General features: G+C 53.8%; 23 protein-coding genes. 15 read left to right on the forward strand and 8 right to left on the reverse strand.

Annotation, left to right across the window (positions count from 1 at the left end; translation table 11 throughout):
- Window positions 1-27: 27 nt before the first annotated feature.
- The 4 genes from hslU to argS form a co-directional block, all read right to left on the reverse strand.
- Window positions 28-1,353 (reverse strand): HslU--HslV peptidase ATPase subunit, encoded by a 1,326-nt coding sequence (hslU, locus tag SIL79_RS09660; RefSeq protein ID WP_101094995.1) that lies wholly within the window; start codon window positions 1,351-1,353, stop codon window positions 28-30.
- A gap of 21 nt (window positions 1,354-1,374) precedes the next feature.
- Window positions 1,375-1,899: an ATP-dependent protease subunit HslV gene (gene hslV, locus SIL79_RS09665; RefSeq protein ID WP_025009255.1), complete on the reverse strand. Its 525-nt coding sequence runs from the start codon at window positions 1,897-1,899 to the stop codon at window positions 1,375-1,377.
- A 226-nt stretch (window positions 1,900-2,125) separates the two neighbouring features.
- A complete protein-coding gene (locus tag SIL79_RS09670) occupies window positions 2,126-2,695 on the reverse strand; it encodes an SPOR domain-containing protein (RefSeq protein ID WP_319619210.1) in 570 nt (189 codons plus the stop codon).
- Between the two features lie 3 nt (window positions 2,696-2,698).
- Window positions 2,699-4,444 (reverse strand): arginine--tRNA ligase, encoded by a 1,746-nt coding sequence (argS, locus tag SIL79_RS09675; protein ID WP_319619211.1) that lies wholly within the window; start codon window positions 4,442-4,444, stop codon window positions 2,699-2,701.
- Between the two features lie 291 nt (window positions 4,445-4,735).
- Here argS and SIL79_RS09680 point away from each other — a divergent pair, with 291 nt between their 5' ends.
- On the forward strand, window positions 4,736-5,413 hold the full coding sequence (locus SIL79_RS09680) for a DedA family protein (RefSeq protein WP_319619212.1): 678 nt from the start codon (window positions 4,736-4,738) through the stop codon (window positions 5,411-5,413).
- Window positions 5,414-5,467: 54 nt separating this feature from the next.
- Here the strand turns inward: SIL79_RS09680 and priA are convergent, their stop codons facing one another.
- On the reverse strand, window positions 5,468-7,663 hold the full coding sequence (priA, locus tag SIL79_RS09685) for a primosomal protein N' (protein ID WP_319619213.1): 2,196 nt from the start codon (window positions 7,661-7,663) through the stop codon (window positions 5,468-5,470).
- A 254-nt stretch (window positions 7,664-7,917) separates the two neighbouring features.
- Here priA and SIL79_RS09690 point away from each other — a divergent pair, with 254 nt between their 5' ends.
- The 8 genes from SIL79_RS09690 (at window position 7,918) to SIL79_RS09725 (ending at window position 17,279) form a co-directional block, all read left to right on the forward strand.
- On the forward strand, window positions 7,918-8,739 hold the full coding sequence (locus SIL79_RS09690; protein WP_160289573.1) for a FimV/HubP family polar landmark protein: 822 nt from the start codon (window positions 7,918-7,920) through the stop codon (window positions 8,737-8,739).
- Between the two features lie 125 nt (window positions 8,740-8,864).
- Window positions 8,865-9,077 carry a 50S ribosomal protein L31 gene (rpmE, locus tag SIL79_RS09695; protein WP_025009259.1) on the forward strand — a complete coding sequence of 71 codons (213 nt, stop codon included), beginning with the start codon at window positions 8,865-8,867 and terminating at the stop codon, window positions 9,075-9,077.
- 823 nt (window positions 9,078-9,900) lie between these two features.
- On the forward strand, window positions 9,901-10,863 hold the full coding sequence (locus SIL79_RS09700; RefSeq protein ID WP_082014310.1) for a DmsE family decaheme c-type cytochrome: 963 nt from the start codon (window positions 9,901-9,903) through the stop codon (window positions 10,861-10,863).
- Window positions 10,864-10,878: 15 nt separating this feature from the next.
- On the forward strand, window positions 10,879-12,873 hold the full coding sequence (locus SIL79_RS09705; RefSeq protein ID WP_071475517.1) for an MtrB/PioB family decaheme-associated outer membrane protein: 1,995 nt from the start codon (window positions 10,879-10,881) through the stop codon (window positions 12,871-12,873).
- Between the two features lie 28 nt (window positions 12,874-12,901).
- A complete protein-coding gene (locus SIL79_RS09710; RefSeq protein WP_144360883.1) occupies window positions 12,902-15,418 on the forward strand; it encodes a DMSO/selenate family reductase complex A subunit in 2,517 nt (838 codons plus the stop codon).
- Window positions 15,419-15,432: 14 nt separating this feature from the next.
- Window positions 15,433-16,113, forward strand: coding sequence for a DMSO/selenate family reductase complex B subunit (locus tag SIL79_RS09715; RefSeq protein WP_039034824.1), 681 nt, complete (start codon window positions 15,433-15,435; stop codon window positions 16,111-16,113).
- A gap of 50 nt (window positions 16,114-16,163) precedes the next feature.
- The gene (locus SIL79_RS09720) at window positions 16,164-16,826 is read left to right on the forward strand and encodes a TorD/DmsD family molecular chaperone (protein WP_052248162.1); all 663 of its coding nucleotides are present in this window, start codon (window positions 16,164-16,166) and stop codon (window positions 16,824-16,826) included.
- Between the two features lie 12 nt (window positions 16,827-16,838).
- Window positions 16,839-17,279, forward strand: coding sequence for a hypothetical protein (locus SIL79_RS09725; protein WP_039034823.1), 441 nt, complete (start codon window positions 16,839-16,841; stop codon window positions 17,277-17,279).
- A 15-nt stretch (window positions 17,280-17,294) separates the two neighbouring features.
- On the opposite strand, the gene SIL79_RS09730 is transcribed toward SIL79_RS09725, so the two are convergent.
- The 3 genes from SIL79_RS09730 to arfB form a co-directional block, all read right to left on the reverse strand.
- Window positions 17,295-17,675: an acetyl-CoA carboxylase biotin carboxyl carrier protein gene (locus tag SIL79_RS09730; RefSeq protein ID WP_039034822.1), complete on the reverse strand. Its 381-nt coding sequence runs from the start codon at window positions 17,673-17,675 to the stop codon at window positions 17,295-17,297.
- 41 nt (window positions 17,676-17,716) lie between these two features.
- Window positions 17,717-18,160 (reverse strand): type II 3-dehydroquinate dehydratase, encoded by a 444-nt coding sequence (gene aroQ, locus SIL79_RS09735; protein ID WP_039034821.1) that lies wholly within the window; start codon window positions 18,158-18,160, stop codon window positions 17,717-17,719.
- A gap of 157 nt (window positions 18,161-18,317) precedes the next feature.
- Window positions 18,318-18,734, reverse strand: coding sequence for an alternative ribosome rescue aminoacyl-tRNA hydrolase ArfB (gene arfB / locus SIL79_RS09740; protein WP_039034820.1), 417 nt, complete (start codon window positions 18,732-18,734; stop codon window positions 18,318-18,320).
- 170 nt (window positions 18,735-18,904) lie between these two features.
- Between arfB and SIL79_RS09745 the strand changes: the two genes are divergently transcribed.
- The 6 genes from SIL79_RS09745 (at window position 18,905) to SIL79_RS09770 (ending at window position 25,917) form a co-directional block, all read left to right on the forward strand.
- Window positions 18,905-19,270: a SpoIIAA family protein gene (locus SIL79_RS09745; RefSeq protein ID WP_025009267.1), complete on the forward strand. Its 366-nt coding sequence runs from the start codon at window positions 18,905-18,907 to the stop codon at window positions 19,268-19,270.
- 79 nt (window positions 19,271-19,349) lie between these two features.
- The gene (locus SIL79_RS09750; RefSeq protein WP_039034819.1) at window positions 19,350-19,526 is read left to right on the forward strand and encodes a DUF3012 domain-containing protein; all 177 of its coding nucleotides are present in this window, start codon (window positions 19,350-19,352) and stop codon (window positions 19,524-19,526) included.
- 99 nt (window positions 19,527-19,625) lie between these two features.
- The gene (locus SIL79_RS09755) at window positions 19,626-20,021 is read left to right on the forward strand and encodes a hypothetical protein (RefSeq protein WP_405130434.1); all 396 of its coding nucleotides are present in this window, start codon (window positions 19,626-19,628) and stop codon (window positions 20,019-20,021) included.
- A gap of 271 nt (window positions 20,022-20,292) precedes the next feature.
- Complete coding sequence (locus SIL79_RS09760) at window positions 20,293-21,561, forward strand: TolC family protein (RefSeq protein WP_039034818.1); 1,269 nt, start codon at window positions 20,293-20,295, stop codon at window positions 21,559-21,561.
- An 80-nt stretch (window positions 21,562-21,641) separates the two neighbouring features.
- A complete protein-coding gene (locus SIL79_RS09765) occupies window positions 21,642-22,700 on the forward strand; it encodes an efflux RND transporter periplasmic adaptor subunit (RefSeq protein ID WP_224866486.1) in 1,059 nt (352 codons plus the stop codon).
- A 10-nt stretch (window positions 22,701-22,710) separates the two neighbouring features.
- Window positions 22,711-25,917 carry an efflux RND transporter permease subunit gene (locus SIL79_RS09770; protein WP_319619214.1) on the forward strand — a complete coding sequence of 1,069 codons (3,207 nt, stop codon included), beginning with the start codon at window positions 22,711-22,713 and terminating at the stop codon, window positions 25,915-25,917.
- The last annotated feature ends 151 nt before the right edge of the window (window positions 25,918-26,068 follow it).

The following is a 26,068-nucleotide window of genomic DNA, read 5'->3' on the forward strand; positions in this document are numbered from 1 at the left end:
TTTTTTGTTTTCAGTGTTAAGACCGGCTTACAGAATGAAGCGACTCAGATCTTCATCCTGAACCAGGTTGTCCAGGTGAGCATCGACATATTCGGCATCGATAACAAACTTGCTGCCGGACTTGTCGCTGGCCTCGAAAGAGATGTCTTCCATCAGCCTCTCCATCACAGTGTGCAGCCGACGGGCGCCGATGTTTTCGGTACGTTCGTTGACTTGCCAGGCGGCCTGGGCGATGCGGTCGATACCCGACTCGGTAAATTCGATGCTGACTCCTTCGGTGCCCATCAAGGCCACATACTGCTCGGTGAGCGAGGCGTGGGGCTCGGTGAGGATCCGTTTGAAGTCGGAGGCGGTCAGGGCATCCAGCTCGACTCGAATCGGCAGACGGCCTTGCAGCTCGGGGATCAGATCCGATGGCTTGCTCATCTGGAAGGCACCGGAGGCGATAAACAGAATGTGGTCTGTCTTCACCATGCCGTGCTTGGTGTTGACTGTACAGCCTTCCACCAGCGGCAATAGATCACGCTGTACCCCTTCGCGGGACACATCCGGGCCAGAGGTTTCGCCGCGCTTACAGATTTTGTCTATCTCATCGAGGAACACTATGCCGTGCTGCTCGACCAGCTCAATGGCCTGCTCTTTGAGATCTTCCTGGTTTACCAGCTTGGCGGCTTCCTCTTCGACCAGTTGCTTGTAGGCATCCTTGATCTTGAGTTTCTTGCGCTTGCTCTGTCCCTGACCCATGTTCTGGAACAGGCTCTGCAGCTGGTTGGTCATCTCTTCCATGCCGGGAGGCGACATGATTTCGACACCAATTTGCGGCGCCGAGACATCGATTTCGATCTCTTTGTCGTCCAACTGGCCTTCACGCAGTTTCTTGCGGAACACCTGGCGGGTGTGGGACTTGTCCTCGGTTTCCTGATCCCATTCGTTCTTTGGCTTGGGCAGCAGGGCATCGAGAACCCGCTCCTCGGCGGCTTCTTCGGCGAGGGAGCGGCACTTCTTCATCTGCTGCTCGCGGGTCAGTTTGACCGCGGCGTCGGTGAGATCGCGGATGATCTGCTCCACTTCCTTACCCACATAGCCCACTTCGGTGAACTTGGTCGCTTCAACCTTGATGAAAGGCGCATTGGCCAGCTTGGCCAGACGGCGGGCGATCTCTGTCTTACCGACACCGGTTGGGCCTATCATCAGAATATTCTTCGGGGTCACTTCCTGGCGCAAACCGGCATCCAGCTGCATGCGGCGCCAGCGGTTACGCAGGGCAACTGCGACAGAGCGTTTGGCCTTCTGTTGGCCTATGATGTGCGCGTCCAGTTCGTGGACGATTTCGCGGGGTGTCATTTCAGACATAATGCTTCCTCACGCTCGGGATCAGTAATTCAGTTCTTCTATAGTCTTGAACTGGTTGGTAAATACGCAGATATCGCCGGCTATGGTCAGCGACTTCTCGGCAATATCACGGGCACCCAGTTCGGTGTTTTCCAGCAGCGCCAACGCCGCGGCCTGGGCATAGTTGCCACCTGAGCCTATGGCGATAAGATCATGCTCCGGCTGCACCACATCGCCGTTACCTGTGATGATCAGTGAGCTTTCATGATCGGCCACCACCAACATGGCTTCGAGTTTCCGTAAGGCTCTGTCGCTGCGCCAGTCTTTGGCCAGCTCGACCGCCGACTTCATCAAATGCCCCTGATGCATTTCCAGTTTTGCCTCGAAGCGTTCAAACAGGGTAAAGGCATCGGCGGTGCCACCGGCAAAACCGGCCAATACTTTATTGTGGTACAGGCGGCGTACTTTGCGGGCATTGCCTTTCATCACAGTGTTGCCCAGAGACACTTGGCCGTCGCCGGCGACAACAACCTGATTATTACGGCGTACAGATACGATAGTGGTCACGATAGATCCTCTTCTCGGGCGGACGGCGCGTCCGTCATGGGTCAAATCCCCAGGGTCTGCTGCATGAAACGGCCCATTGGGGCACAGCAAGGCCAACTAATGAGGTAATAGTTTTCTATATGGGGTTGGGGACAGGAATATCAAGTGCCCGGCAGCGGCTTTCGTGCTGAAAAACAAAAAGGCTGCAAATCTCATTGTTTGCAGCCTTTAAATTGAGGAGAGAAGTTTAATCTTCCCAGAACCAGATCATACAGCCGTTGAGGCCGGCTCTTTGCAGCACGTGGCGCTGCCGCTCGGCATCGCGCTTGCTGTCATAGGGGCCGAGTACCACCTTGTACCAGACACCACTGGTGCCTTGCACCTTGCGCACCTGGGCTTCAAGCCCCTGGAAGGCGATCACGGCTTTCATCTCGTCGGCCTGGGATTGCACCCGGAAGGAACCGCACTGCATCTGATAAGGGCGAGATGGCTTGTTGCTCTCTTCCGGCAGATCCACTTCTACCTGTTTGTTTTCCAGCTCCTTGAGGTAGGTCCACTCCTCTTTGGGCTTGGGCGGCAAGGCGTTGGGGTCTTTCTTCTGTGGCACCGGCTTAGTCTGTGGCTGAGGTTGAACCACTTCGGCCTCGGGGCCGCTGCTCTTCAGGCTCCAGAGGAAATAGCCAAAGCCGGCCACCACGGCCACTACCACCACAAGCAACAGCACAGGAAAGCCTTGCCTGGGCTGCGGTTGCTTGCGAGCGCCCCGCTTGGCTGGCTTGCGGGGCTTGGGTTTGCTATTGGCGTAATCGCGTCCCATGGATTACATGCGCTCCAGAGTCTCGATACCCAGCAGTGACAGGCCCTGCTTAAGGGTCTTGGCGGTCAACTGAGACAGCAGCAGACGGCTGTGCTTCTGGGTTTCGTTATCGGCCGCCAGCACGGGGCAGGCTTCGTAAAAGCTGGAGAAGGCGCCGGCCAGTTCAAACAGATAACCACAAAGTACATGGGGTTGGCCCTTGTCGACCATACGGGCAAGGATTTCACCGAACTGGGCCAGCTTGTTGCCCAGCTCTTTTTCCTTGTCGTGTTCCAGAGCGATAACGGCATTGCTCAGATCCACATCTTCGGCCCGCTTGAAGATCCCGGCAACCCGGGTATAGGCGTACAGCAGGTATGGCGCTGTGTTGCCTTCAAAGCTCAGCATCTGATCGAAGCTGAAGATATAGTCGCTGGCGCGGTTCTTTGACAGATCGGCGTATTTCACCGAGGCGATGCCGACTACTCGGGCGATTTCGGCCAGGGTGTCTTCGTCCATGTCGGGGTTCTTGCTGCGTACCAGCTCCAGCGCCCTGACATTGGCTTCATCGAGCAGGTCCACCAGTTTCACCACCCCACCGCTGCGGGTCTTGAATGGGCGGCCGTCTTCACCGTTCATGGTGCCAAAGCCCATGTGTTCCAGTGTCATTTCCGGGCGCACAAAACCTGCGGTGCGGGCCAGGCTGAACACTTGCTGGAAGTGCAGCGCCTGGCGCAGATCTACGAAGTAGAGGGCGCGATCGGCATGCAGGGTACCCGAGCGATAGCGCATGGCCGCCAGGTCTGTGGTGGCATAGAGATAGCCGCCATCGGCCTTCTGAATGATCACCGGCAGGGCTTCACCGTCTTTGTTACGGAATTCTTCCTGGAATACTACCTTGGCGCCGTTACTTTCAGACAGCAAGCCTTGGGCATCCAGATCTTTGACCACCTGTTCCAGATCGTCGTTGTAAGCGCTTTCACCATGGACATCGGCGCGGGTCAGGCTGACGCCCAGGCGCTGATATACGTCATGGCAGTGGCTCAGAGAGATATCGTTGAATTCACGCCACAGCTTATTGCAGTACTCGTCACCGGATTGCAGCTCGACCACCAACTGGCGGGCGCGGGTGGCAAATTCGGCCGACTCGTCGAAACGCAGTTTGGCAGCGCGATAGAAGCTTTCCAGATCCGACAGCTCCAGGTTGGCGTTTTCGCCATTTTGTGCCCGCAGCTCTTCCATATAGGCCAGCAACATGCCGAACTGGGTACCCCAGTCGCCGACGTGGTTTTGGCGGATCACCTTGTGACCGAGAAACTCCAGCGCCCGCACAACGCTGTCGCCAATGATGGTGGAGCGCAGGTGGCCCACATGCATCTCTTTGGCGAGGTTGGGGGAGGAGTAGTCCACTACCACGGTTTGCGACTTGGGCAGACTCACACCCAGATGCTCGTCGGCCAGTGCCGCCTGCAGCTGTTTGGCCAGGGCATTGTCATCAATAAAGAAGTTGATAAAGCCGGGGCCGGCTATTTCTACCTTGGCCACATGGCTTGACGCAGGCAGGTTGTCGATGATCAGTTGTGCCAGCTCCCGAGGCGGCTTGCCGGCAGCTTTGGTCAGCATCATGGCCAGGTTGGTGGCCAAGTCGCCGTGACTCTTATCCTTGGTTCGGTCTACCTGAATCCTTGGCGCAGTCTCTTCGGGGATCAGCCCCTGTTGTTTCAAAGTGGCTACTGTCTGTTCAAGCAAAGATTGGATATGTGATTTCATTGGCGTTTTATCGACACTGACTGATAAAGGTTAAAAGGGGAATAACCGCACATTCTAGCGCTTTCGGCGGTAACATTGCTATCACCAGTATGGTTTTATCAGCAAATTTTGTTGTTGTCTGGGTTTGCTGTTGCCTGTGACCTTTTAAGATCACTGTTATTGATAAAGAGGGATGAATCTTTGTTTAATAATCGCTGATCTTTATTTTTGGGGAGTATGATGTCGATCCTGTCTTCCCCCAAGTGCCGATTTTGCCATCGGCATGCGTCGATAGTTTCAATGGAGATATAGATGCTGGACTCCATCACCACAGTGTTACAAGCCATTTGGCAGCAGGATTTTACCGCGCTGCATGCTCCGGGTATTGCCCTGAGTATCTATGTTTGCATCTTCAGCTTTATCTTTCTGGAGAGCGCCTTGCTGCCGGCGGCCCCCTTGCCTTGCGACAGTGTGGTCATACTCTCAGGCACCCTGGCGGCCATGGGGATCCTCAACCCTTGGCTGGTGTATCTGTTGCTGTTTGCGGCGGCCGCAGGCGGCAGCTATTTGGCATTTGTTCAGGGGCGGCTGCTCAATCGTCTGCCCAGGGTGCAGGGCTGGGTCTACAAGGTGCCGCCCGACAGTCTGGCGGCAGTGGATAAACTCCTTGGTCGTCATGGGCTGGTGGCACTCTTCTGCGCCCGTTTTCTGCCGTTGGTGCGTTCGCTGCTGCCTTTGGTGATGGGCGTGCGCATGGCCTGTATCAAGACCTTCTATTTTTTTGCGGCCCTGAGCGCCTTCTTCTGGGTGGGGCTGTTGGTATCACTGGGCTATATGATGCCGTTTCTGCCCGAGCGGATCAGCAAGCTGTTGACCATGGCGTTGATGGCGGCGCCGGTGATTACTCTGGTATTGGCGCTCGGCAGTTGGCTGACCTATAAGCTGCTGCGCAAGCCGCAGGACAAGCAGGGGCCTCACGGTCAATTCTGAGCCGGATTAAAGCCGTTCAAGGGGGTTACAGCAGATCCTGCGGACTCTTATCAATTACAGCAGATCCTGAGGATCTCGATCCAGACTCCAGCGGCAGCGCTTGGCCTCGGGTAGCTGTTCGGCCTGGGGCAACAGCTGTTCAAACACCTGTTGCAGCCTGCGTCTGTCCTTGGCCTGGGCCAACAACTGGCGCCGATACTTGCCGGCCTTGCGATCCAGCGGCGCCGGCAGCGGGCCTATCACTTCAAAATCCTTGTCCATGGGTAACATGGCGGCAAAGGCCGCCAGAAAGGCATCGGCATCCTCGGCGCGGTGTGATTCGGCGCGGATCAGCACCATATGCCAGGCCGGGGGTAACAGTGCCTGCTGGCGCTCATTGAGCTGGCTGCGGGCAAACTCGCCATAGCCTCTGTGAAGCAGGTCCCTGAGCAAGGGGTTATCGCTCTGATGAGTCTGCAGTAGCACAGTGCCTGGCTTGCTGGCGCGACCGGCGCGACCGGCTACCTGGGTATAGAGTTGGCCGAAGCGCTCAGGGGCCCGAAAATCGGCGCTGAACAGGGCGCCATCTACATCCAGCAGCCCCACCAGGGTGACATCGGGAAAGTGATGTCCCTTGGCCAACATCTGGGTGCCTACCAATATCTTGTATTCGCCGCGATGAATGGCGCTTAAGTGCTGTTCCAGCGAGCCTTTGCGGCTGGTGGTATCCCGGTCGATTCGCACCACGGGATACTCGGGAAACTCCTTGCTGAGCGCCGCCTCCAATTGCTCCGTACCTATGCCCTGACCCTGCAACATGGTGCTGCCGCAGTTGTGGCACTGGCGTGGAATCGCGTATTGGTTGCCGCAGTGGTGGCAGCGAATTTCGCCGAGGGATTGGTGCAGGGTGAAAAACGCATCACAGCGATCGCACTCGTGCAGATGGCCACATTCGTGGCACAGCAGGGCTGGGGCAAAGCCGCGGCGATTGAGAAACAGCAACACCTGGTTACCGGCCTGCAGATGCAGGCGCATCTCGTTCAGCAGCGGTTGCGACATGCCCGCCTGCAGCGGTTGGTTGCGGATATCTATCAGTCCCTGACGTACCTTGAGGGCATTGCCGGCCCGCTCTCCCAATTTTAGATGCTGATAGCGGCCGCTGAGGGCGTTTTGCAGGCTCTCCAGCGACGGCGTCGCGCTGCCCAGCAGTACAGGAACCTGCTCCAGGTGGCCACGCATGACGGCCAGATCCCGGGCGTGATAACCCACGCCTTCCTGCTGTTTGAAACTGCTGTCGTGTTCCTCATCGAGAATGATGATCCCGGGCCAGGCCATGGGAGTGAACAGCGCCGAGCGGGTGCCGATTATGATAGCCGCCTCGCCACTGCGGGCCAGGCGCCAGGCGTCGAGGCGCTGCTTGTCGGTCAGGCCGGAATGGATCACGGCAACCGTGACTTTGAATCTGCGTTTGAACCTGTTAATGGTTTGCGGCGTCAGGCCGATTTCCGGCACCAGGATCAGCGCTTGTTTACCTGCTTTGAGTATGGTTTCCAGTACCGCCAGATAGACTTCTGTCTTGCCTGAGCCTGTGATCCCTTCCAGCAAGCTGCACTGATAGCCGCTCTGGGCATTGAGGCTGGCGACCGCCACGGCTTGCTCCGGGTTGAGCCTGTGAGCTTCTTCCCCCAGTTCAAGCTTTTGCCGCCATTCAAGATTGGCGCTGACTGACCGTTCTCTCTGCTCGGCCCAGCCCTTGTCCAGCAGCCCCTTGATGGCACTCTTGCTCAGCTCCAGCGCGTTGACCTCTTCAGTGGTCAGTTCCCCCAGTTTGAGCTGTTGCAGCAGTTTGCGTTGGGCGGGAGCCCGTTTCAACGACTCCAGCGTGGCCTCCTGGCCCGCACTGGTCAGACACAGATAACTGATTTTCTCCGGCGCGGCATCGGCACCCTTGCGCAGCGCCACCGGCAGGGCCTGGGTCAACATCTGCCCCTGGCTGCAGAAATAGTATCTGGCGGCCCAGAGGGTCAGTTGGTACAGCGCCGGTGGCAGCAATGGCGCGCTGTCCAGCACTTGATATACCGGCTTGAGTTGTTTGGGCTCGAGTTCGCACTCATCACTCAGGCCTGTCACCAGGCCTATGAGTTGCTGGCGGCCAAAGGGCACCCGCACCCGCATCCCCGGCTCGAGTGGCCAGGGACAGGCTTTGGGCATCAGGTAACTGAAGTTCTGCCGCATGGGAACGGGAAGGGCAACTTCGACAAACTGCGGCATAGTCAGAATTTTCGCAAATGATCACGGCACATGTTGCCCGTCAGTTTACTCAGGCTAGAATGAGAGAACCAGCCCCGGAAACAAAAAGCTGCAAAAACCGCAGCTTGAATCTGCTGACTTAACGAATCCAAACCAAAGAACTTAAGCCAGAGAACCTAAGCCAGAGAGCCTAAGCCCGAGGATCCAAGCCGGATAGCTTAAACTGGGTAATTTAAAATCAAACAGAGAGGATAGGGATGAGAGCGGGTTTACTGATGCTTGTACTCATGTTGCTAACGTCTGTTACCAGAGCAGAAACCGCCCATGTCAGTATCAATCAAAGAATGTTTGAGCTTGGGCACCTGCCCATGCTCAAGGTCAATGTGGTGGCCGACAGTGAGGATATGACTCGGCTGGAGTTTATTGTCAGGCAGCAAGGTGCGGCGGAAAAACTCATGGTGCAACCCATTAACCGTTACATGGTGTTGCTGCTGGGGATAGATGAAGTGACCGACAAGCAGGCAGAATTGTTGGTGCGGGAATACCGAATCAATCGCTGGCATGAACTCAAACGCTTGCCCTTGTTCGATACATCGGTGCCTGTGGCGCTGCGTTCCAACCGTGCCCGGGTCTTTGGTGAGCAGATGCCGAGTGAGTCACAGCGGGCTGCAGTGCAAGCCACAACAGGAGCAAGCGAAGCTGTGCAATTGTCAGCCGTTCAAGCTCAAAGGGTTCAAGAGGTCGCCGTTCAAGCCGATGCCGAGCCTCAAAGTCCTGGTATGTCCTCGGCCTCTCAAGCCGTTGCCGCGCCAGACTCACAGGTGAAGGCGCCGCCAATTGAGAAGCGTGAGCAGGGATGCATGCTGGATTTCGATGGTACGGAAACCCTCTGGCGGGTGGCCAGCCGCTATGCCGAGAACAACCATACCCATGTCTATGGCGCCATGCTGGCTATTTTTGAGGCCAATCCCAAGGCCTTCAGCCGCGGTAATATCCGCAACCTTCGCAGTGATGCCAAGCTGCACTGCCCCAGTAGCCGCTTGCTGCAGTCCTATGAGGATAAAGCCGCGGCCAAAGAAAAGTTCGAGCAGATGTAGTCACCTACTTGTCAGCGCTGGGCAGATACTGTACTATTCTGCGCCCTGAACTTTTGATATTAACCGCATGTGGTGTCCGACTTCGGGTTGGAAGAGCGACATGGCCTTAACTTGAGGTAACCCCAATGAAACCAGGTATCCATCCTGAATACGCAGAAATCACTGCAACTTGTACTTGTGGCAATGTCATCAAAGTAAACTCTACTGCAGGCAAAGCTCTGCACTTGGACGTTTGCGGTGCATGTCACCCTTTCTACACTGGTACTCAGAAAGTTGTTGATACCGGTGGTCGTATCGACAAGTTCAACAAGCGTTTCGGTATGCTGGGCAAGAAGTAATTGCCACTGCAACCAATCGAAAAGGCGTCCATGGGACGCCTTTTTTGTTGCTTCAGGAGTCATGCTGTTGTGACTCAGTTCGGAGGCTTCCTGGTTAATGAGAGTTTGATGTTGAGTAGTGTTTGCCGTCGGGCCTGTTATCTAGAGATGTGAGTGTTACACCCTGGGTTCCAGGGGAATTGCAGTGAGCCACGCATTGCATCCAGTAGCCGATGCAGGGCACACATGGGACTTGTTCACAGCTTCCTTATGTTCAATATTTACGGGAGTGATACCTCTTATTTGCATGCTTTTTATCCCATCCGACAAGTTAACTCAGAGTGCTGATGGAACTTGTTAAAACCTTTCTTATTCCTAATCCTGAAAATAAAGTTATTTATTAAATAATAAAATACTTATCAATAATTGAAATAATATATGTCCTATATGATTTTCATTCTCATATTCGTTGTTTATGTTTTAATAATACATGTTTTTTGAGTCTTTTTAAATTGTGATTCATATCAATCATGCAATTATTATGCAGCTATTTCGTTGTTACATTCTTTTTCGTTAATTATTTCAATATCTACCCATTTGGTTAACGACTTTGTTTTTTTTAATTGTTATTCAAAATGTTATCTTTGGTCAATTTATTGGCTTTTATTGGTTGTAATGTGGTTTTGAGTGATCTGTGTCATATTGTTGTGTTGTTTTATATGTTCATCCCAAATTTGAGATATGGAAATGCAACATTTGATAATTCGAAAAGTGAATGCCTTAGAATTGTGTTTGGGAGAAAACTGTCTCCTTTTTAAGTGAAATAGATAATAAAGGCCGGAGAATGATTAAATCTATCAATAAAGGCTGGAGTTTTTGCCTATATGCGCTAAGCGCTGTCTTATTGTTTTCAACTGCTTTGGTTCAGGCTACCCCTTGGGATAATTTAACTGCAACCGAGCTTGAACAGCAATTAACTGAAAAGTTCAGTGATGGGAAATATTCCCCTAAAGGCGCTGATTCCTGTCTGATGTGCCATAAAAAAGATCCCAAAGTTATGGCGCTGTTTAAAGGAACCCATGGCGGGATGAATAATAGCCGTTTACCTATGGCTGGACTTCAATGTGAAGCTTGTCATGGCCCCATGGGTAAGCATAACCGTGGCGGTAAGGAGCCTATGATAAGCTTCGGCCCGGAGTCCAAACTCTCAGCTGAAAGTCAGAATAGTGTTTGCCTTGATTGTCACCAGAATACGGAACAGATGGCTTGGCACAACAGTTTGCATAATCTGGAGCAGGTAGCCTGCGCCGATTGCCATCAGGTGCATGCCGCCGAAGACCCCATGCTCAATCCTTTGCGGATCAACGAGGCCTGCACCAGCTGCCATACCCGTGCCAAGGCCGATATGAGCAAGCGTTCATCCCATCCGCTCAAGTGGGATCAGATGACCTGTATCGATTGCCACAACCCTCATGGTTCCTTGACCGAAAGTGCACTGAAACAGAGCAGTATCAATACCACTTGCTATGAATGTCATGCCGACAAGCGTGGCCCTGTATTGTGGGAACATGCTCCTGTGGTGGAAAACTGCGCCAACTGCCACAACGCCCACGGCAGTGTGAACGAAGCCTTGTTGAAAGCCCGGGTACCCCAGTTATGTCAACAATGCCATGCCGACGATGGTCATGCCTCAAGAGCTGTATCTCAAAGTGGTATTAACGCTTTTGGCTCCGGCAAGAGTTGTTTGAACTGCCACAGCCAAATCCATGGTTCTAATCATCCAGCCGGCAGTGTGCTGTCCCGTTAAGCAGGAGTGTTGAAGATGAGATTTCCTTTGAATCTGTTGACTGTGGCACTACTGGGTGTTTCAGGAACTGTTGTGGCTGCCGATTTTGGGGTTAGCCGTGCCAATACAGATAAGGTCAATACTGCCGGTTTTCAATGTCGGCAGTGTCAGTTGACGCCAGGCTTGGCCGGTGAGGCTACAGTGAATGCCGGGTACAACGACAGTGATGATATCCACAGCGGTAATGCTTTTGGTGATGATCATGATGGTATCGTCGCCAGTGTCGATGCTGCACTTGGTTACCGCACCGAAAACGGGTATCGCAGCCAACTGCGGGCCCATAATTTGGGTCAGGATAACGGCTTTGTCAGCCTTAAAAGCGGTCGCCCCGGCAAGTACCAGATGACGCTGGATTATCGCAGCTTGACCCGTTATGAGAACGGCAACGTTGGCACCGGACTTTGGCATAACCAGGGTATGCTGCAACCCGATGATACCCTGCGTTACCTGGATCTGGAACTGGAGCGGCAGCAGGCTGGAATAGGCTTTCGCTATGACTTCGGTCAATTGGCCCAAATCGGTGACCTGAGCAGTTATGTTCGCTATGACAGAGAAGAAAAACAGGGCCACCGCAGTGCCAGTTTGATGACTCCAAGGCCGGTCAACTTCGCTTTGCCGGTGGATGAGAGCAACGACAAGTTGCGGGCCGGGTTACAGCTCAGCGGCGACAATTGGTTTACTGAATTGGCGTATCAAGGTAGCCAATACAAGAATGACATCAACAATTTAAGTCTGCCTTATGCCAGTGATATCTACAGCGCCGCACCGGACAATCAGGCCCATCAACTGACATTGAACGGCCAGTACCGGTTGAGCAACACGGTGATCAGCGGCCGGGCAATTGCCGGACGGATGATCCAGGATGAAGGCCTGATCCAGATGACGGGAAATCCGCTGCAAAGCTGGGATGGTCAGGTAGATACCCTGGACGCCAATCTGGCCGTCAGCACCTTGGTCAATAGTCGTTTGCGCCTGGGGGGACAATTGGATTACCGCAAGCGCGACAATGATTCTACTGTTGCCGAATTTGTGCAGCTTGAATTCAACCCAGTCAGTGGCGCTATTCGGCAAAATCCTTTGCTGGATTCTGAACGTCAGGCACTGAAACTCAATGCCAGCTACCGCTTGGCGCCGGGTTACCGACTCCAGACTGGTTACGACTTCAAACAGCTTGATCGCAGCTATGGTGAGCGGGAAGAAACCCGTGACCACAACCTGTGGGCCAAGCTGGGTATGCAGCTTTTTACTCCGCTGAAGCTTGATCTGAAAGCCAGTTTTGGTGAGCGGGATGGCAGCCGCTATGAGGCGGCCGAACTGACCTCCAGCGAAACCCAGAGCCTGCTGCGCAAGTATCACCTGGCTGATCGACGCCGGACCGCAATGGAACTTGGGTTGCAGTACACACCGCTGAGCTGGATGACGTTGGACCTGAACAGTCACTATGCCTTTGATGATTATCAAGAAACAGTCATTGGTCTTACTGAATCCCGCGATTATGGCTATGACCTGAACCTGACAATGCAGTTGAGTAAGCAACTGAGTGTTTACGGTTTCGTTGGCCAGCAGTGGATTGCATCGAAACAGAGTGGCGACCAAAGCGCGACTTGGTATGGCGACATCGATGACAGCTTTATCAACCTTGGGGCAGGTATCGCCTATAGCGGCTTGCTGGACGACCGCCTGACCTTGGGGGCTGACTATCAATTTGCCGATTCCGAGGGGGAAACCTGTATTGGAAGCGCTCAGTACGATGACTATTACAGTTTTAATCATAGTGTTGAGCTATACGGCCGCTACCACTTGAATGATGCCATGGCTCTGAAAGTGTCGTACCGGTACGAGCGTTACTTCGATACCGATGGCAGCGATGTCGGTATTGATGCCGTCACCGGCCTGACTACTTTGGGCGTATTGAATCATAACTATAACGCCCATCAGCTGATGTTCTCTTTCAGCTACCTGTTGCCTTGAGCAAACTTAAATCGTGAGGATAAATATAATGGAACGCAGAAGTTTCTTGAAAATGAGTGCCGCCCTGGGTTGCGCTGCAACAGTGTCTGGCTGTAATTCCAGCTCTGATGACGCCAATGTTGTCCCGCCAAAGCCACCTGTCAGTGATGAGCAGATAAACTGGTCATCCTGCTTGGTTAACTGTGGCTCCAACTGTCCGATTAAAGTGTTCAGTCGTGATGGCATTATTACCCGGGTAGAGACAGATCATGAGGTAGAAGATGTCTACGGTCTTCATCAAATTCGTGCCTGCGCCCGTGGTCGTTCGTTGCGCCAACGTGCATATGCACCGGATCGCCTGAAAACACCAATGAAACGGGTAGGGGAAAGGGGAGAAGCCAAGTTTGTGCCGATCACCTGGGATGAAGCAACTCAAACCATCGCAGATAATTTGCAGCGGGTGATTAATCAATATGGTAACAAGGCCGTATTCCGCAGTTATGGCTCAGGCGCCTATTATGGCTTTGCCTCCAATGCCTGTTTTAACCGCTTGTTTAACCTGGTAGGTGGTTGCCTTAACGCTTACGGCAACTACTCTTGGGCTCAGCAGATGGAAGCGGCCAAACATACTTTCGGGACAGGGAGTACTCAAGGCTCGTCGACCATAACTCTGGAACACAGTGACTTTTTCCTGGGCTTTGGTTACAACCCAAGTGAAATTCGTCAATCCGGATCGGGTGAAGGGTACGACTACCTGCAGGCCTTGATGAAAAATAATGGCCTTAAAGTGGTGATGATTGATCCTCGCTATACCGATTCTATGCTGGGCAAAGAGTCCATGTGGTTGCCTATTCGTCCCGGAACCGATGCGGCGTTTGCCGAAGCTGTTGCTTTCGAGATGATCAGCACAGGTTGGGTAGATGCCAATTCACTTGGCTTTATCAATGAGTATGCAGTGGGGTATGACGCGGCCTCCATTGAGAAACAAAAAGCATTGTTTGCTGCTAGCAGTGATGCCAAAGAGCAAGAATATGCGGCCTGTATGGACAGCAGCGATAACTACCATGATTACATCATGGGGGTTGGTAAGTTTGCCGCTCAAGGCGCGCGCACGCCTGAATGGGCCGAGAAAATTACTGGCATCAGCGCTGCTTATATCCGTCAGGTGGCCGAAGATCTGATGAATGCCAAGGCTCCCTATATCGTGGCCGGTGCCGGGGTTAACCGCCAGGCCAACGGTGAACAGAGCATGCGTGCCCTGTATATGCTTTCTGTACTGACAGGTAAGCTGGGTACGCCAGGCGCCTCCAACGGTGAGCTGCCTTATATGAGCAGCATGTCACGTGCAGGTATTCCCACGGGGTCCAACCCGGTTAAGGAAGCTATCTCCTTCTTTACCTGGACTGAAGCGATTGAAAACGGTGAGAATTTTACTGCACGTACTCACGGTATTCGCGGAACTGCGGATCCCGATGAGAAACTGGGCAGCAATATTCATTTTGTGTTCAGTGCCTCGGATAGTTCTTTGCTGAACCAGCACGCTGAAATCAATAACACAGCGCGTATTTTACGTGATGCTGAAGACTTGTTTATCGTTTCCTGCGATTGCTGGATGACTCCAGGGGCTAAGTTTGCCGATATCATACTTCCCGATACCAGTTGGCTGGAGTCCAATGACTTGGTGAATGACTCATATGCCTCAGGTTCGCTTGGGTATTTGACCGCCATGTCTGCCGCGGTAAAACCTATGTGGGATTGCAAGTCCATGTATGAAGCCGCAGCCATGATCGCTGAGAAAATGGGTGTTGGTCAGCTGTTCACTGAAGGCAAAACCGAAGCTGATTGGTTGGAAGAACTTTATCAGAAAACCAAGAGTGCCAGCGCTAACCTAGGTGTCAGTCCGGCTTTCCCTGCCAGCTATAAAGAGGCCCAGAAAATAGGGGTATTCCGCAAGAATATGGGCGACAAATATGTTGCTCTGGATAGCTATGTCAATGGTGGCAAAGCGTTATCTACGCCTTCAGGCAAGATAGAGATTTATTCTGCAGAGCTGGCTTGGCGCGCCAAAAACTGGGAACAGAACAAGGTAAAAGGTGACTCCATTACAGCCATTCCTCAGTACACGGTGACTTGGGATGGTTATGAGGATCAGGACGCCATAGATGCAGGCTTCCCGCTGCAACTTGCAGGTTATCACACCAAGGGGCGCACTCACTCCAGCTACCACAACGTGCCTTGGTTGCGTGAGGCTGTGGAAGATGCTGTGTGGATTAACCCCATCGACGCGGCTGCCTATCAGTTGACTGCCGGTGATGTGGTCGAAATGTACAACGAGCGGGGATCTATTGAGGTCAAGGTTCGGGTTACTCCTCGAGTGGCGCCAGGCGTCGTGGCATTGGGGCAAGGGGCCTGGTACCTGGCTGATGCCAATGGCCGCATTGGACAGTCCGGAAAAGTGATCGATGTCGGCGGGGCAATCAATACTCTGACCCGTTATATCCCAAGCCCGGTGGCCAAGGGGAATCCTCAACACACCAACCGTGTTCAGCTCATCAAAAAAGCGTAAGGGAGCACTTGTAAATGAATCAATCTACTCAATACGGCTTTTATGTCGATACCACCAAGTGCACTGGTTGCAAGGCCTGTCATGTATCTTGCAAAGACCGTCAGGGTGATTTGCTGCGCGCCAATAATAAACCTTTGGCCAATGGCGTCCCCAGCCTGAAAGGCGTCACCTGGCGCCGGGTTTATGAATATTGTGGTGGTAGCTGGTCTGTGGATCCCAATACCCAGACTTATAGTCAGGATGTATTTGCTTATTATATGTCCATTGGCTGTAACCATTGCAGCGAACCTGTGTGCGTCAAAGCCTGTCCAACCGGTGCTATGCACAAGCGTCGTGAAGATGGTTTGGTGCATGTCGAAGAGTCTCTGTGTATTGGCTGTGAAAGCTGTGCCAGAGCTTGTCCGTACGACGCACCACAGATAGATAGAGAGCGTAAAGTGATGACCAAATGCGATGGTTGTCACGAACGCTTGGCTGAAGGGCGCCAACCTGTCTGTGTTGAGTCCTGCCCAATGCGAGCGCTGGACTTTGATACCATGGACAACTTGCGCGCCAAGTATGGTGACGGTGATGGTCATATCGCCCCCTTGCCCAGTGAATCGATAACTTCCCCTAACCTGATCATCAAGGCAAACCGCCATGGTCAACCCGCGGGAAGTGGTGCCGGCAAGGTGCTTAACCCTACTGAGGTGTAACTGGAAAACAGGCGCCCGTGGGCGCCTGTTTTTGTCCATCAGGAGATAAGATGTCTAAGTCTTTGTCTAATATATATTTCATTCAATATCAAGGGATAGCACGTCTTCTGCATCATCTGCTTTACGGCTACCCTAAACCTGAGTTGATCACCGAATTAAAGGTCAATCAAGTTGCCGAGACTTGGCCTGAGCTGGCTGCTCGAGACGGTAACAGGATCGGTAGGGAAGCACTGGCTAACTATTTGCAGCAATGGGACGAGACTCAATTTCTGGATCTGCAACTTGACTATGGACAACTGTTTTTCGGTCCCGGTGAGCCTAAAGCTGTACCTTATGGTTCTGTTTATTTGGGTGAAGAACAAGTGTTGAATGACAGAAGCACTCTGGCGTTGATGGATTTTTATCAGGTTCATGATGTCAGTTTGCAGTTACCGGCAAGGGATCCGGTCGATCATATCGGCCTGTTCTTTAGCGTGTTGGATGCCAGTTTTGGACGCTTGGCAGCAGAGCCGGATAACCAGAGATTAGTGCGTTTTACTCAGGTATTACTGCAACAGCATCTTCTTCCTTGGGCGGAGCGCTGCCTTGAGTTGGCTGCCGAGCATGCACAAACTGAGTTTTATTTTGCAGTTGCATTGCTGGCCAGGGATTTTTTGCTGCAGCTGACAGAGGATTTTAATCTCATACCTATGCCTGCAAGATTGTTTCGGTAAGAGGAGTCTGGGGTGAGTGTTATTCATGCTTTGGGAGCTCAGTGGCAGAAGGCCGAATTTGCAGAGCATTTGGCTAAGGCCCTGGCAACCCGTCCTGCGGTTTGCGAGTTATCCGGTGGGGCTACCTCTTTGACCACCCTGTGTAACCTGGTAGCGGCCATCAGTTATCGGCCCGATGATCCCCGCTTTAGCCAAACACAGATAGATGATGGTCTACTGTTATCTGTATTTTTTGATTGTTTCAGGCTCTTGTTTATCAAGGAAGTACAGCAAGAATCAATCACTCAGGCCGAGCAGCAGATACTGCATTTGGCCCCCAAGTTGGCAGCCGAGCTGTCCGTCGGGGCCTTGAGCGAATCTCAGCAACTGCAGCGGCAGCAATTGTTGGAGATCAGCTCTCAGTTGGAGTCCTTATATACGCAGCGACGCCAACTCAGTCGCAATATGGGGTGAAGTTAAACTGAGAGTTTAATCGAGCACAAACAGGGTTTGCTGTAGCCCTACCGCTTCACCGTTTTCTGCCAGTATGGCTTTCACCGTGCCGCTCTGTTCTGCCTTGACCGGATTGAGGGATTTCATGGTTTGCACATAGCCCAGTACTGTGCCCGGCTCAACTTCTGTGCCCAATTCCACCAAGGGGACGCCATGGTCGCCGGCGCTGCGTAAAAAGGTGCCGGCGACAGGCGCCAACACTTGCACGCTGTCATTACCAATACTGAAACAGGCTTGGGGTTGTTGTGGGCCAAAACGGCGGATACGCACGGCTTCCTGGCCTTCAGTGATTTCCAGCTCATTGATGCCGGATTCCTGCACCAATTCGATCAGTTTTTTGATTTTACGTATGTCCATCGTCATTCTCAGTACTAAAGGGTGACAGGACCTTCCTTTGCTCAGCCTTGTTTGAGCGCCTCTATGGCGGCTTCCAGGGCAAATTCATAACCCTTTGGCCCCAGTCCCACTATCACTCCTTTGGCCTTGTCGGAAAAGAAGGAATGATGGCGAAACGGCTCCCTGGCATGCACATTGGAGAGGTGCACTTCAATGAAAGGAATGGCGACCCCCAGCAGGGCATCTCTGAGTGCCACGCTGGTGTGGGTAAAGGCGGCCGGGTTGATGATCACAAAACCGGCATCTGTGTTGTGGATAGCTTCTATGAGCTGGTATTCGGCATTGGACTGAATATGCTCCAGTTTTACTCCGGCGGCAAGCGCCTTGTCCTGCAATCCCTGCACCAGTTGCTCCAGCGTCCGCTGGCCGTAATGTTCCGGCTCTCTGCGACCAAGCAGGTTGAGATTGGGGCCATTCACCAAGAGTATTTTTGCCTGACTGCTCATATTGTTTTCCTTGCCTTAAGGGAGTTCGCACCTGAATTTGTGCCTCCCTGATTTCAGCAAAAGCTGTCGAATTTGTCGACCAATAGCCGCACAATCGCTGCACATTCCTTTCAGTTGCCAGCAATTATTGTCTATTCCGGCGGCAAGACTGGTCTTATCAGAAGCGGATCTTATTCTGCCGCAGCAATTTCACTTCACCGCGTTGCTTTTTGCTGTCGACCCGGCGCCTTTGGCTGGCGCGGGTGGCCTTGGTGGGAATACGTTTCTTGGTTACTTCGCCGACCGAAGCAACCAGTTCGATAAACTGTTGTAAGGCTGTCTGGCGGTTGGCGTCCTGGCTGCGGCTCTGTTGGCATTTGATAATGATCTTGCCGCTTTGAGTAATGCGGTGATCTGTCTTGGTCAACAGCTTTTCCTTGTAGAAGTCCGGCAGCGATGAGGCCTTGATGTCGAAGATGAGTTGCGCCGCCGTGGAGACCTTATTCAGGTGCTGGCCTCCGGCACCACTGGAACGGACAAATTGCCATTCGATTTCATTTTCTGAAACTTGGACACGGTTTGAGATCTTTATCATGGCAAAATAATTGTTTTTTGAGGCAGTCGCTATATTACCATCCCATGGAAGCGTTTACTTCCTCCATAGTGCGGAGAGTCTTGTAAGGCTAAACTTCCTGTACGGGATAACCCATAGTCATCAGATACCGTGCCATAAGCCGGTATCGAAGGTTCAATGGAGCTTTACTTATGTTGTGTCAAATTCCGGATATTGCCAAGGGCGTGATCAGCTTGTTTGCCAGTGGCCGTATCACTGCCGAGGATTACCGCACATATCTGCGTCCCGCCATCAAGAGTTACCGCCAGGAGTGGGGCCAGGTCTGTCTTTATATAGAGGCAGATGTATTGTTGGAAGGCTGGGAGATGGCCTCCCTCTCGGGAGCCGGTGAAGTGCAACTGCCTCCATTTGATGCCTTGGTGTTTGTCGGTGGCCCGGATTGGGTCGGCAATGCGGTGCGTCTGCTGGGGCCCTTTGTCAGCGCTGAACTGGCTTGGTATCCGCTGGAACATAAAGACGAGGCTATTCGTTGGATAGCCAAACGTTCGGCCTGCTAGTTGTCAAAACCGCCTATAGGGTAAAGCCGGTTATTCTGCTATTCTGTGGCGATTAAGTAACTCAGATAAGGAAATTTCGATGTCATTATCCAAAATTTTTGCTGCATCTTTGGCGCTGGCTTTTGCCGCTGGATTGAGTGCTTGTGCCCCTGAAGTGGGCAGCGAAGCTTGGTGTAAGCAGATGGATGAAAAGCCCAAGGGTGATTGGAGCGCCAATGAAGCGGCCGATTACGCCAAACATTGTGTGTTTAAATAACTGAACTTTATCTTGGCCTGTAGGTCTATTTGGGCACGGGCCATTTTTTACCCTTAACCGGAATTATCCTTGACTGTATTTGTCCGCAAACTGACTCATATGCTTATCGCCTTGGTGGTGCTGCAATTTTGCGCCGCTAATCTTGGCGCGCATCAGTTGCATCTGGGCAATCCGGCCGAGGAAGAGAGTAACCATCCTCATCTCAAGTTTGTCACCGAAGTCACAGTGATCAGCCAGTGTATTGATTGTACCTGTGAGTCAGAGACTTCATCCGGGATGGAGGTTTCCCGAGTGACTCACAGTCATCTGCATTCTCATACTGAGTCCCAACAGTTTGATCTCTGCCTCGACTGTCAATGTCATGGTGGTCACCTGTCTTTGCCGGTGACTCTGGCTCAGAGCCTGACTCCCTTGATGCACGCAAGGCCCCAGAGTCTGGAGCCCGCTTTCCAACCCTATTTCTCCACCCCAGATTACCGCCCCCCAATAGCTTGATTAACTGATTTCAGTGTTTGTGGTGCCCAGGCATGGTTTGCCTGTATTCCATGGCGCTTGTCTTGAGCTGTCTGTAGTCAGAGCCTTTAACCGCTTTATTTCAACAGCTTGAATCATCTCATGCGCTTTGGCTGATATAGCCGCAGCATTCTGATCAGTATTCGACTCAACACACAAAACGTTAACCATTGACTTTAGATTTAACTCTAAGGTTTAACCTTTGGTCACACGATTTCATCGTGGCCATATAGGTCTTTCCCAAGGAAAGTTTATGTTGAAATTTATAGTCTCCATGAGTCTATTTGGGCTGGGAACACTAGTCTCGCAACCGGCGTTTGCCGCCGAGAAGCCGGATACTTCCTATCTTGTTGGTGGCACCGAGTCCGAAGTGTCATTGGCTTGGCTTGAGCAGCTGATGCGGCAGATGACGACTTTACCCGAGTTTCAGGCGCAGGAAGCCAGACTCCGTGAGGCCCAATATCTGGCAAAGGGCGCCGATCGCGCCATCTACAACCCCGAGTTGGGCTTGAGTTATCAAAATGCACCGGAAGATGACACCTACAACCTGTCTCTCAGCCAAACCATTGACTGGGGTGATAAGCGCGCCGCAGCCAGTGCATTGGCGCTCACACAGTTGATGTTGCTGAAGAGTGATATCGCTATTGAACGTTCCCGCTTGTATGCCGAGGTATTGCAGGCCCTGGTCGATCAGAGTCTGGCCAAGAAGAAGCTGATGTTTGTGCGGGCTCAGAATAATTATGGTGAGCAGCAGTTGCAGATAGCCAGGCAAAGAGCCGAAGTCGGTGATTTGTCCCAGGCAGAATTGAATCTGATGGAGTTGGAACAGGCCAGTGCCATCAGTGATCTGGCTTTGGCCCAGAAAGCGTTGCTGGATGCCGATACCCGTATTCTGGCGCGTTTTGGCCGGGCAGAGCTGCCCTTTGGCAGCTTCGCCGACCGGCTAGAGTTGCCCGCGACCGAGGCGCCCGTGCCGGCACTGAATAGTGCCGGGTTGCAACTTGAGTTGGCGCGGCTGCAAGTCAATCAAGCCAAGGCTCAAGCAGCGGCTGACCCCAATATCAGCCTTAGTGCCGAGAGAGAAGGTTCAGATAACAAGTTGGGGATTGGGGTATCTGTGCCACTGCAACTGCGTAACGACTACAGCGAGTCGATCAAGGCGGCTATGGAGGCGGTTACCGCCGCCAGCGCCCAGTTCCAAAGCATTGAGATGGCACTTAAACAACAGCAACAGCAGTTTAGCTACAGCTTACCCAGGTTAAAACAGAGCTGGCTTGACTGGCAACAGCAGGCTTTGGTGGCCGGTCGCAAGGCGGCCGAGCTTTTGGGGCAACGCTGGCGCAGCGGCGATCTTAGCACCAGCGACTATTTGACCAGTCGGCGGCAATTGGCCAGCAGTTTTCAGGCCGGTCTCGAACTGGAAGCCGCCCTCTATCAAAGTTGGCTCGAGTGGATGGGCGCTTCGGGGCAACTGCCCGGCGCACTGCCGAAAATAGCCGTATCCCAGGAGAATGCCCAATGATAGCCCCATACACACTAAGGTACCGGACAATGAACAAGACTTTACAATACCCACGGCTACAGGCCGCTTTACTGGCGCTGATGTTGGGGCTGTCCAGCCCTTTGACTGTCGCCGCCGAAGATGGACATGAAGATGAGCATCAGGCGCTGCAGCTCTCAAGTGAACAACGCCAACTGGCTGGCATTCAGATCCAAGAGGTCAGCGTCGGTGGCTTTAGCCTCAATGCTGTTGCCAACGCCACCTTACTGGTGGATCGCGAGCGTACTGTGGTGCTGACGCCGCAGCTGGAAGTACGGGTGTTGGAACGGCATGTGGTGCCGGGGCAAGAGGTAAAGGCGGGGGATCCTTTGCTGACCTTGGGTGGTGCCGCGGTGGCCCAGGCTCAGGCTGATTATATCAATGCCGCTGCCGAGTGGAGCCGGGTTAGCCGCATGAGTGAGAGCGCCGTCAGTGCCAGTCGCAGGTTGCAGACTCAGGTCGATGCCAGTCTGAAACGCGCCATTCTCAAGTCATTGCAGATGACGGATCAACAGATAAAGGCACTGGAAAGCCGGCCCCAGGAGATAGGCCAGTATCAGCTGTTGGCGCCCATAGATGGCCGGGTGCAGCAGGATGAGGCGCGCCTTGGGCAGTTGCTCGGCGCCGGTAGCCAACTGTTGCAGCTGACCGATGAGCGCTCGCTGTGGGTGGCCGCCGAGCTGACTCCTGCGCAGGCCGAAGGCTTGGGTGAAGGTAGTGAGACTCTGGTGCGGATTGGCGATCGCAGTGTCAGTGCCAGCGTGATAGGCCGCTCCCATGAGTTGTCCAGTGTGACCCGTACCGAGCGGGTGCTGGCGCGGTTGGATAACACTCAGGTGCGTTGGCATGCAGGTCAGTTTGCCGAACTGTTTTTGCCCGATCCCCGCGGTGAAGGTGTGATGTTGCCGGATGCGGCATTGAGCCGGAGTGGCGATGGCGACTGGCAGGTGTTTATCGAAGATGATGACGGTTTCGAGGCCAAAGAGGTGCAACTGCTGGCCAGTGAACGCGGCATGAACCTGGTATCCGGCATAGAGCCTGGAACTCGGGTTGTTACCGCCGGAGCCTTCTTCCTGGCATCCGAGCTGGCCAAGTCTGGCTTCGACATCCACAACCATTGAGGAAAGCACTATGCTGCAATCGTTAATAGATTGGGCTATCCGCAACCGCTTTCTGGTGTTGCTGGCCTTGATTGTTGTTTTGGTGGTGGGGGTGTTTGCCCTGCCAAAGCTTAATCTGGATGCCTTTCCCGATGTGACCAATGTGCAAGTCACTGTCAATACCGAAGCCGAGGGACTGGCGGCCGAAGAGGTGGAAAAACTCATCTCTTATCCGGTGGAGTCCAGCATGTACTCACTGCCTGCGGTGACAGAAGTTCGTTCACTCTCCCGCACCGGACTTTCCATAGTGACTGTGGTGTTTGAGGAAGGCACAGATATCTACTTTGCTCGTCAGCAGGTGTTTGAACAGCTGGCCACCGCCAAGGAGATGATCCCGGATGGAGTCGGGGTGCCGGAAATCGGCCCCAACACCTCGGGTCTTGGGCAGATTTATCAGTACATTCTGCGAGCCGAACCGGACAGTAATATCGGCGCCGATGAGCTGCGTAGTCTCAACGATTATCTGGTGAAGCTGTTGCTGATGCCGGTTGGTGGCGTGACCGATGTGCTCTCTTTCGGTGGCGAAGTGCGTCAGTATCAGGTCAGGGTCGATCCCAATAGGCTGCTGGCTTACGGTTTGTCTATGTCACAGCTGGAGCAGGCGCTGAATGCCAACAACCGCAATGCCGGCGGCTGGTTTATGCCCAACGGTCAGGAGCAACTCGTGGTGCGTGGTTATGGTTTGTTGCCTGCGGGTCAGGCCGGGCTGGACGCCATAGGCCGCATTCCGGTGAGCGAATACCAGGGCACGCCGGTCACAGTTGCTGACTTGGCGGAAGTGGGCTTTGGCAGTGAAATCCGGGTCGGCGCCGTCACCATGACCCGTCGGGACGACAATGGAGAAGCCAAGGCCTTGGGCGAAGTGGTTGCCGGGGTAGTGCTCAAAAGAATGGGCGCCAACACCAAGGCGACTATCGATGATATCGCCGAGCGCGAGCAGTTGATCAGCCAGGCGCTGCCCGAGGGGGTGACCTTCGAGGTGTTCTACGATCAGGCTGACTTGGTAACCAAGGCGGTGACCACAGTGCGTGATGCCCTGTTATTGGCCTTTGTGTTTATCGTGGTGATCCTGGCACTGTTCCTGGTCAACGTACGGGCCACCTTGCTGGTATTGCTGTCAATTCCAGTCTCCATTTTGTTGGCATTGCTGGTGATGAGCTATCTGGGAATGTCGGCCAACCTGATGTCGCTCGGTGGTTTGGCGATCGCCATAGGTATGCTGGTGGATGGTTCGGTGGTGATGGTGGAGAACATCTTCAAACATCTGAGTGAGCCGGATAGGCGCCACCAAGACCAGGCGCGGCAGCGCAGCGATGGCGAGGAAGACCCTTACCATGGCGAAGAAGACCAACACAGAGGCTCGATTGCCATGCGGGTATGGCAGGCCGCCAAAGAGGTGTGCAGCCCGGTGTTCTTTGCTACGGCGATCATCATAGTGGTGTTTGCGCCGCTGTTTGCCTTGCAAGGGGTCGAAGGCAAGCTGTTTCAGCCGATGGCGGTGAGTATCATTCTTGCGATGATCTCGGCGCTGTTGGTGGCACTGTTGGTGGTGCCGGCACTGGCCGTTTATCTGTTCCGCAAGGGGGTGACTTTCCGGCAAAGCCCAGTATTGGCACCGCTTGAGCGGGCCTACCGCCCGCTGCTGCAAAAGGTATTGACCTCGCCTGGCAAGGTGGGGCTGGTGGCGGTAGTCATGCTGGGCATGAGCCTGTCGCTGTTGCCAAGGTTGGGTACGGAATTTGTACCTGAACTGGAAGAGGGCACCATCAACTTGCGGGTCACTCTGGCACCCACCGCGAGCCTGGAGACCTCTCTGGATGTGGCGCCCAAACTTGAGGCCCTGCTGCTGGAGTTCCCTGAGGTGGAGTATGCCCTGTCACGCATAGGGGCACCTGAGCTGGGCGGTGACCCTGAGCCGGTGAGCAATATTGAAATCTATATCGGTCTCAAACCTTTGGATGAGTGGACTTCGGCCGAAAACCGCGCCGAACTGCAACGCCTGATGGAGCAGAAACTCAGCGTCTTCCCCGGATTGTTGCTGACCTTTTCCCAGCCGATCGCTACCCGGGTTGATGAACTCCTGTCCGGGGTCAAGGCACAGTTGGCCATCAAGCTGTTTGGCCCGGATCTCGATGTGCTGGCGGAAAAAGGCGAACAACTGTCGAAATTGGTGGCCCAGGTGCCCGGTGCCGTGGATGTGTCTCTTGAGCAGATCACCGGCGAGGCGCAATTGGTGGTGCGTCCCAACAACGCGATGCTGGGACGTTACGGCATCAGTGTCGATGAGGTGATGTCGCTGGTGAGCACAGGCATAGGCGGCAGTAGTGCCGGTCAGGTGATCGACGGCAACGCCCGTTACGATATCAACCTGCGTCTGGCCAACCGTTTCCGCCAGAGCCCGGATGCGATAGCCGATCTGCGTCTGGTGGCCGCCAATGGGGCGCAGGTGCGTTTGGGCGAAGTGGCCGATGTCAGCATAGAGATGGCGCCGCCCAATATCCGCCGTGACGATGTGCAGCGGCGAGTGGTGGTGCAGGCCAACGTCTCCGGCCGGGACATGGGCTCCGTGGTGCAGGATATCTACAACCTGGTGCCCGAAGCCCAACTGCCGCCGGGCTATACCGTGATGGTGGGCGGTCAGTATGAGAACCAGCAGCGGGCCCAACAAAGGCTGAGTATGGTGGTGCCCATCTCTGTGGCACTGATCGCCTTGCTGCTTTACTTCTCCTTTGGCTCTATCAAGCAGGTGGCGCTGATCATGGCCAATGTGCCATTGGCATTGATTGGCGGCGTGCTGGCGCTCTGGCTCAGCGGTACCTATCTATCTGTGCCCAGCTCTATTGGCTTTATCACTCTGTTTGGGGTGGCGGTGCTCAATGGGGTGGTGCTGGTGGATTCAATCAACCAGAGGCGCAACAGCGGCGAGTCGTTGGAACAGGCGGTGTTTGAAGGCACGGTCGGCCGACTGCGCCCTGTGTTGATGACGGCACTGACTTCGGCGCTGGGGCTGATCCCCATTTTGATGTCAACCGGTGCCGGCAGTGAGATCCAAAAGCCGCTGGCCGTGGTGGTGATAGGCGGCCTGCTGAGCTCAACCGCATTGACTCTCTTGGTATTGCCGACCCTGTATCGAGCCCTGTACATCAAGAGCGACAAGGAGCTGGAAACCTTGGAATAACAGCTGATTTACTCCGATAGAGAAGCATTGTACAGATTGGAGCGTGACGCCCTAAAGTGGAAGATGAGAGCCGCTTTGGGTTATGGCCGGACTGCCTACCTGGCCTGCGTCTAAGGCCTGCCGCTTTGCGGTAGGCCTGGGCAGGGATGCC

Origin of the sequence: Shewanella indica (genome assembly GCF_033842865.1) — a bacterium.
Taxonomy (GTDB): Bacteria; Pseudomonadota; Gammaproteobacteria; order Enterobacterales; family Shewanellaceae; genus Shewanella; species Shewanella indica.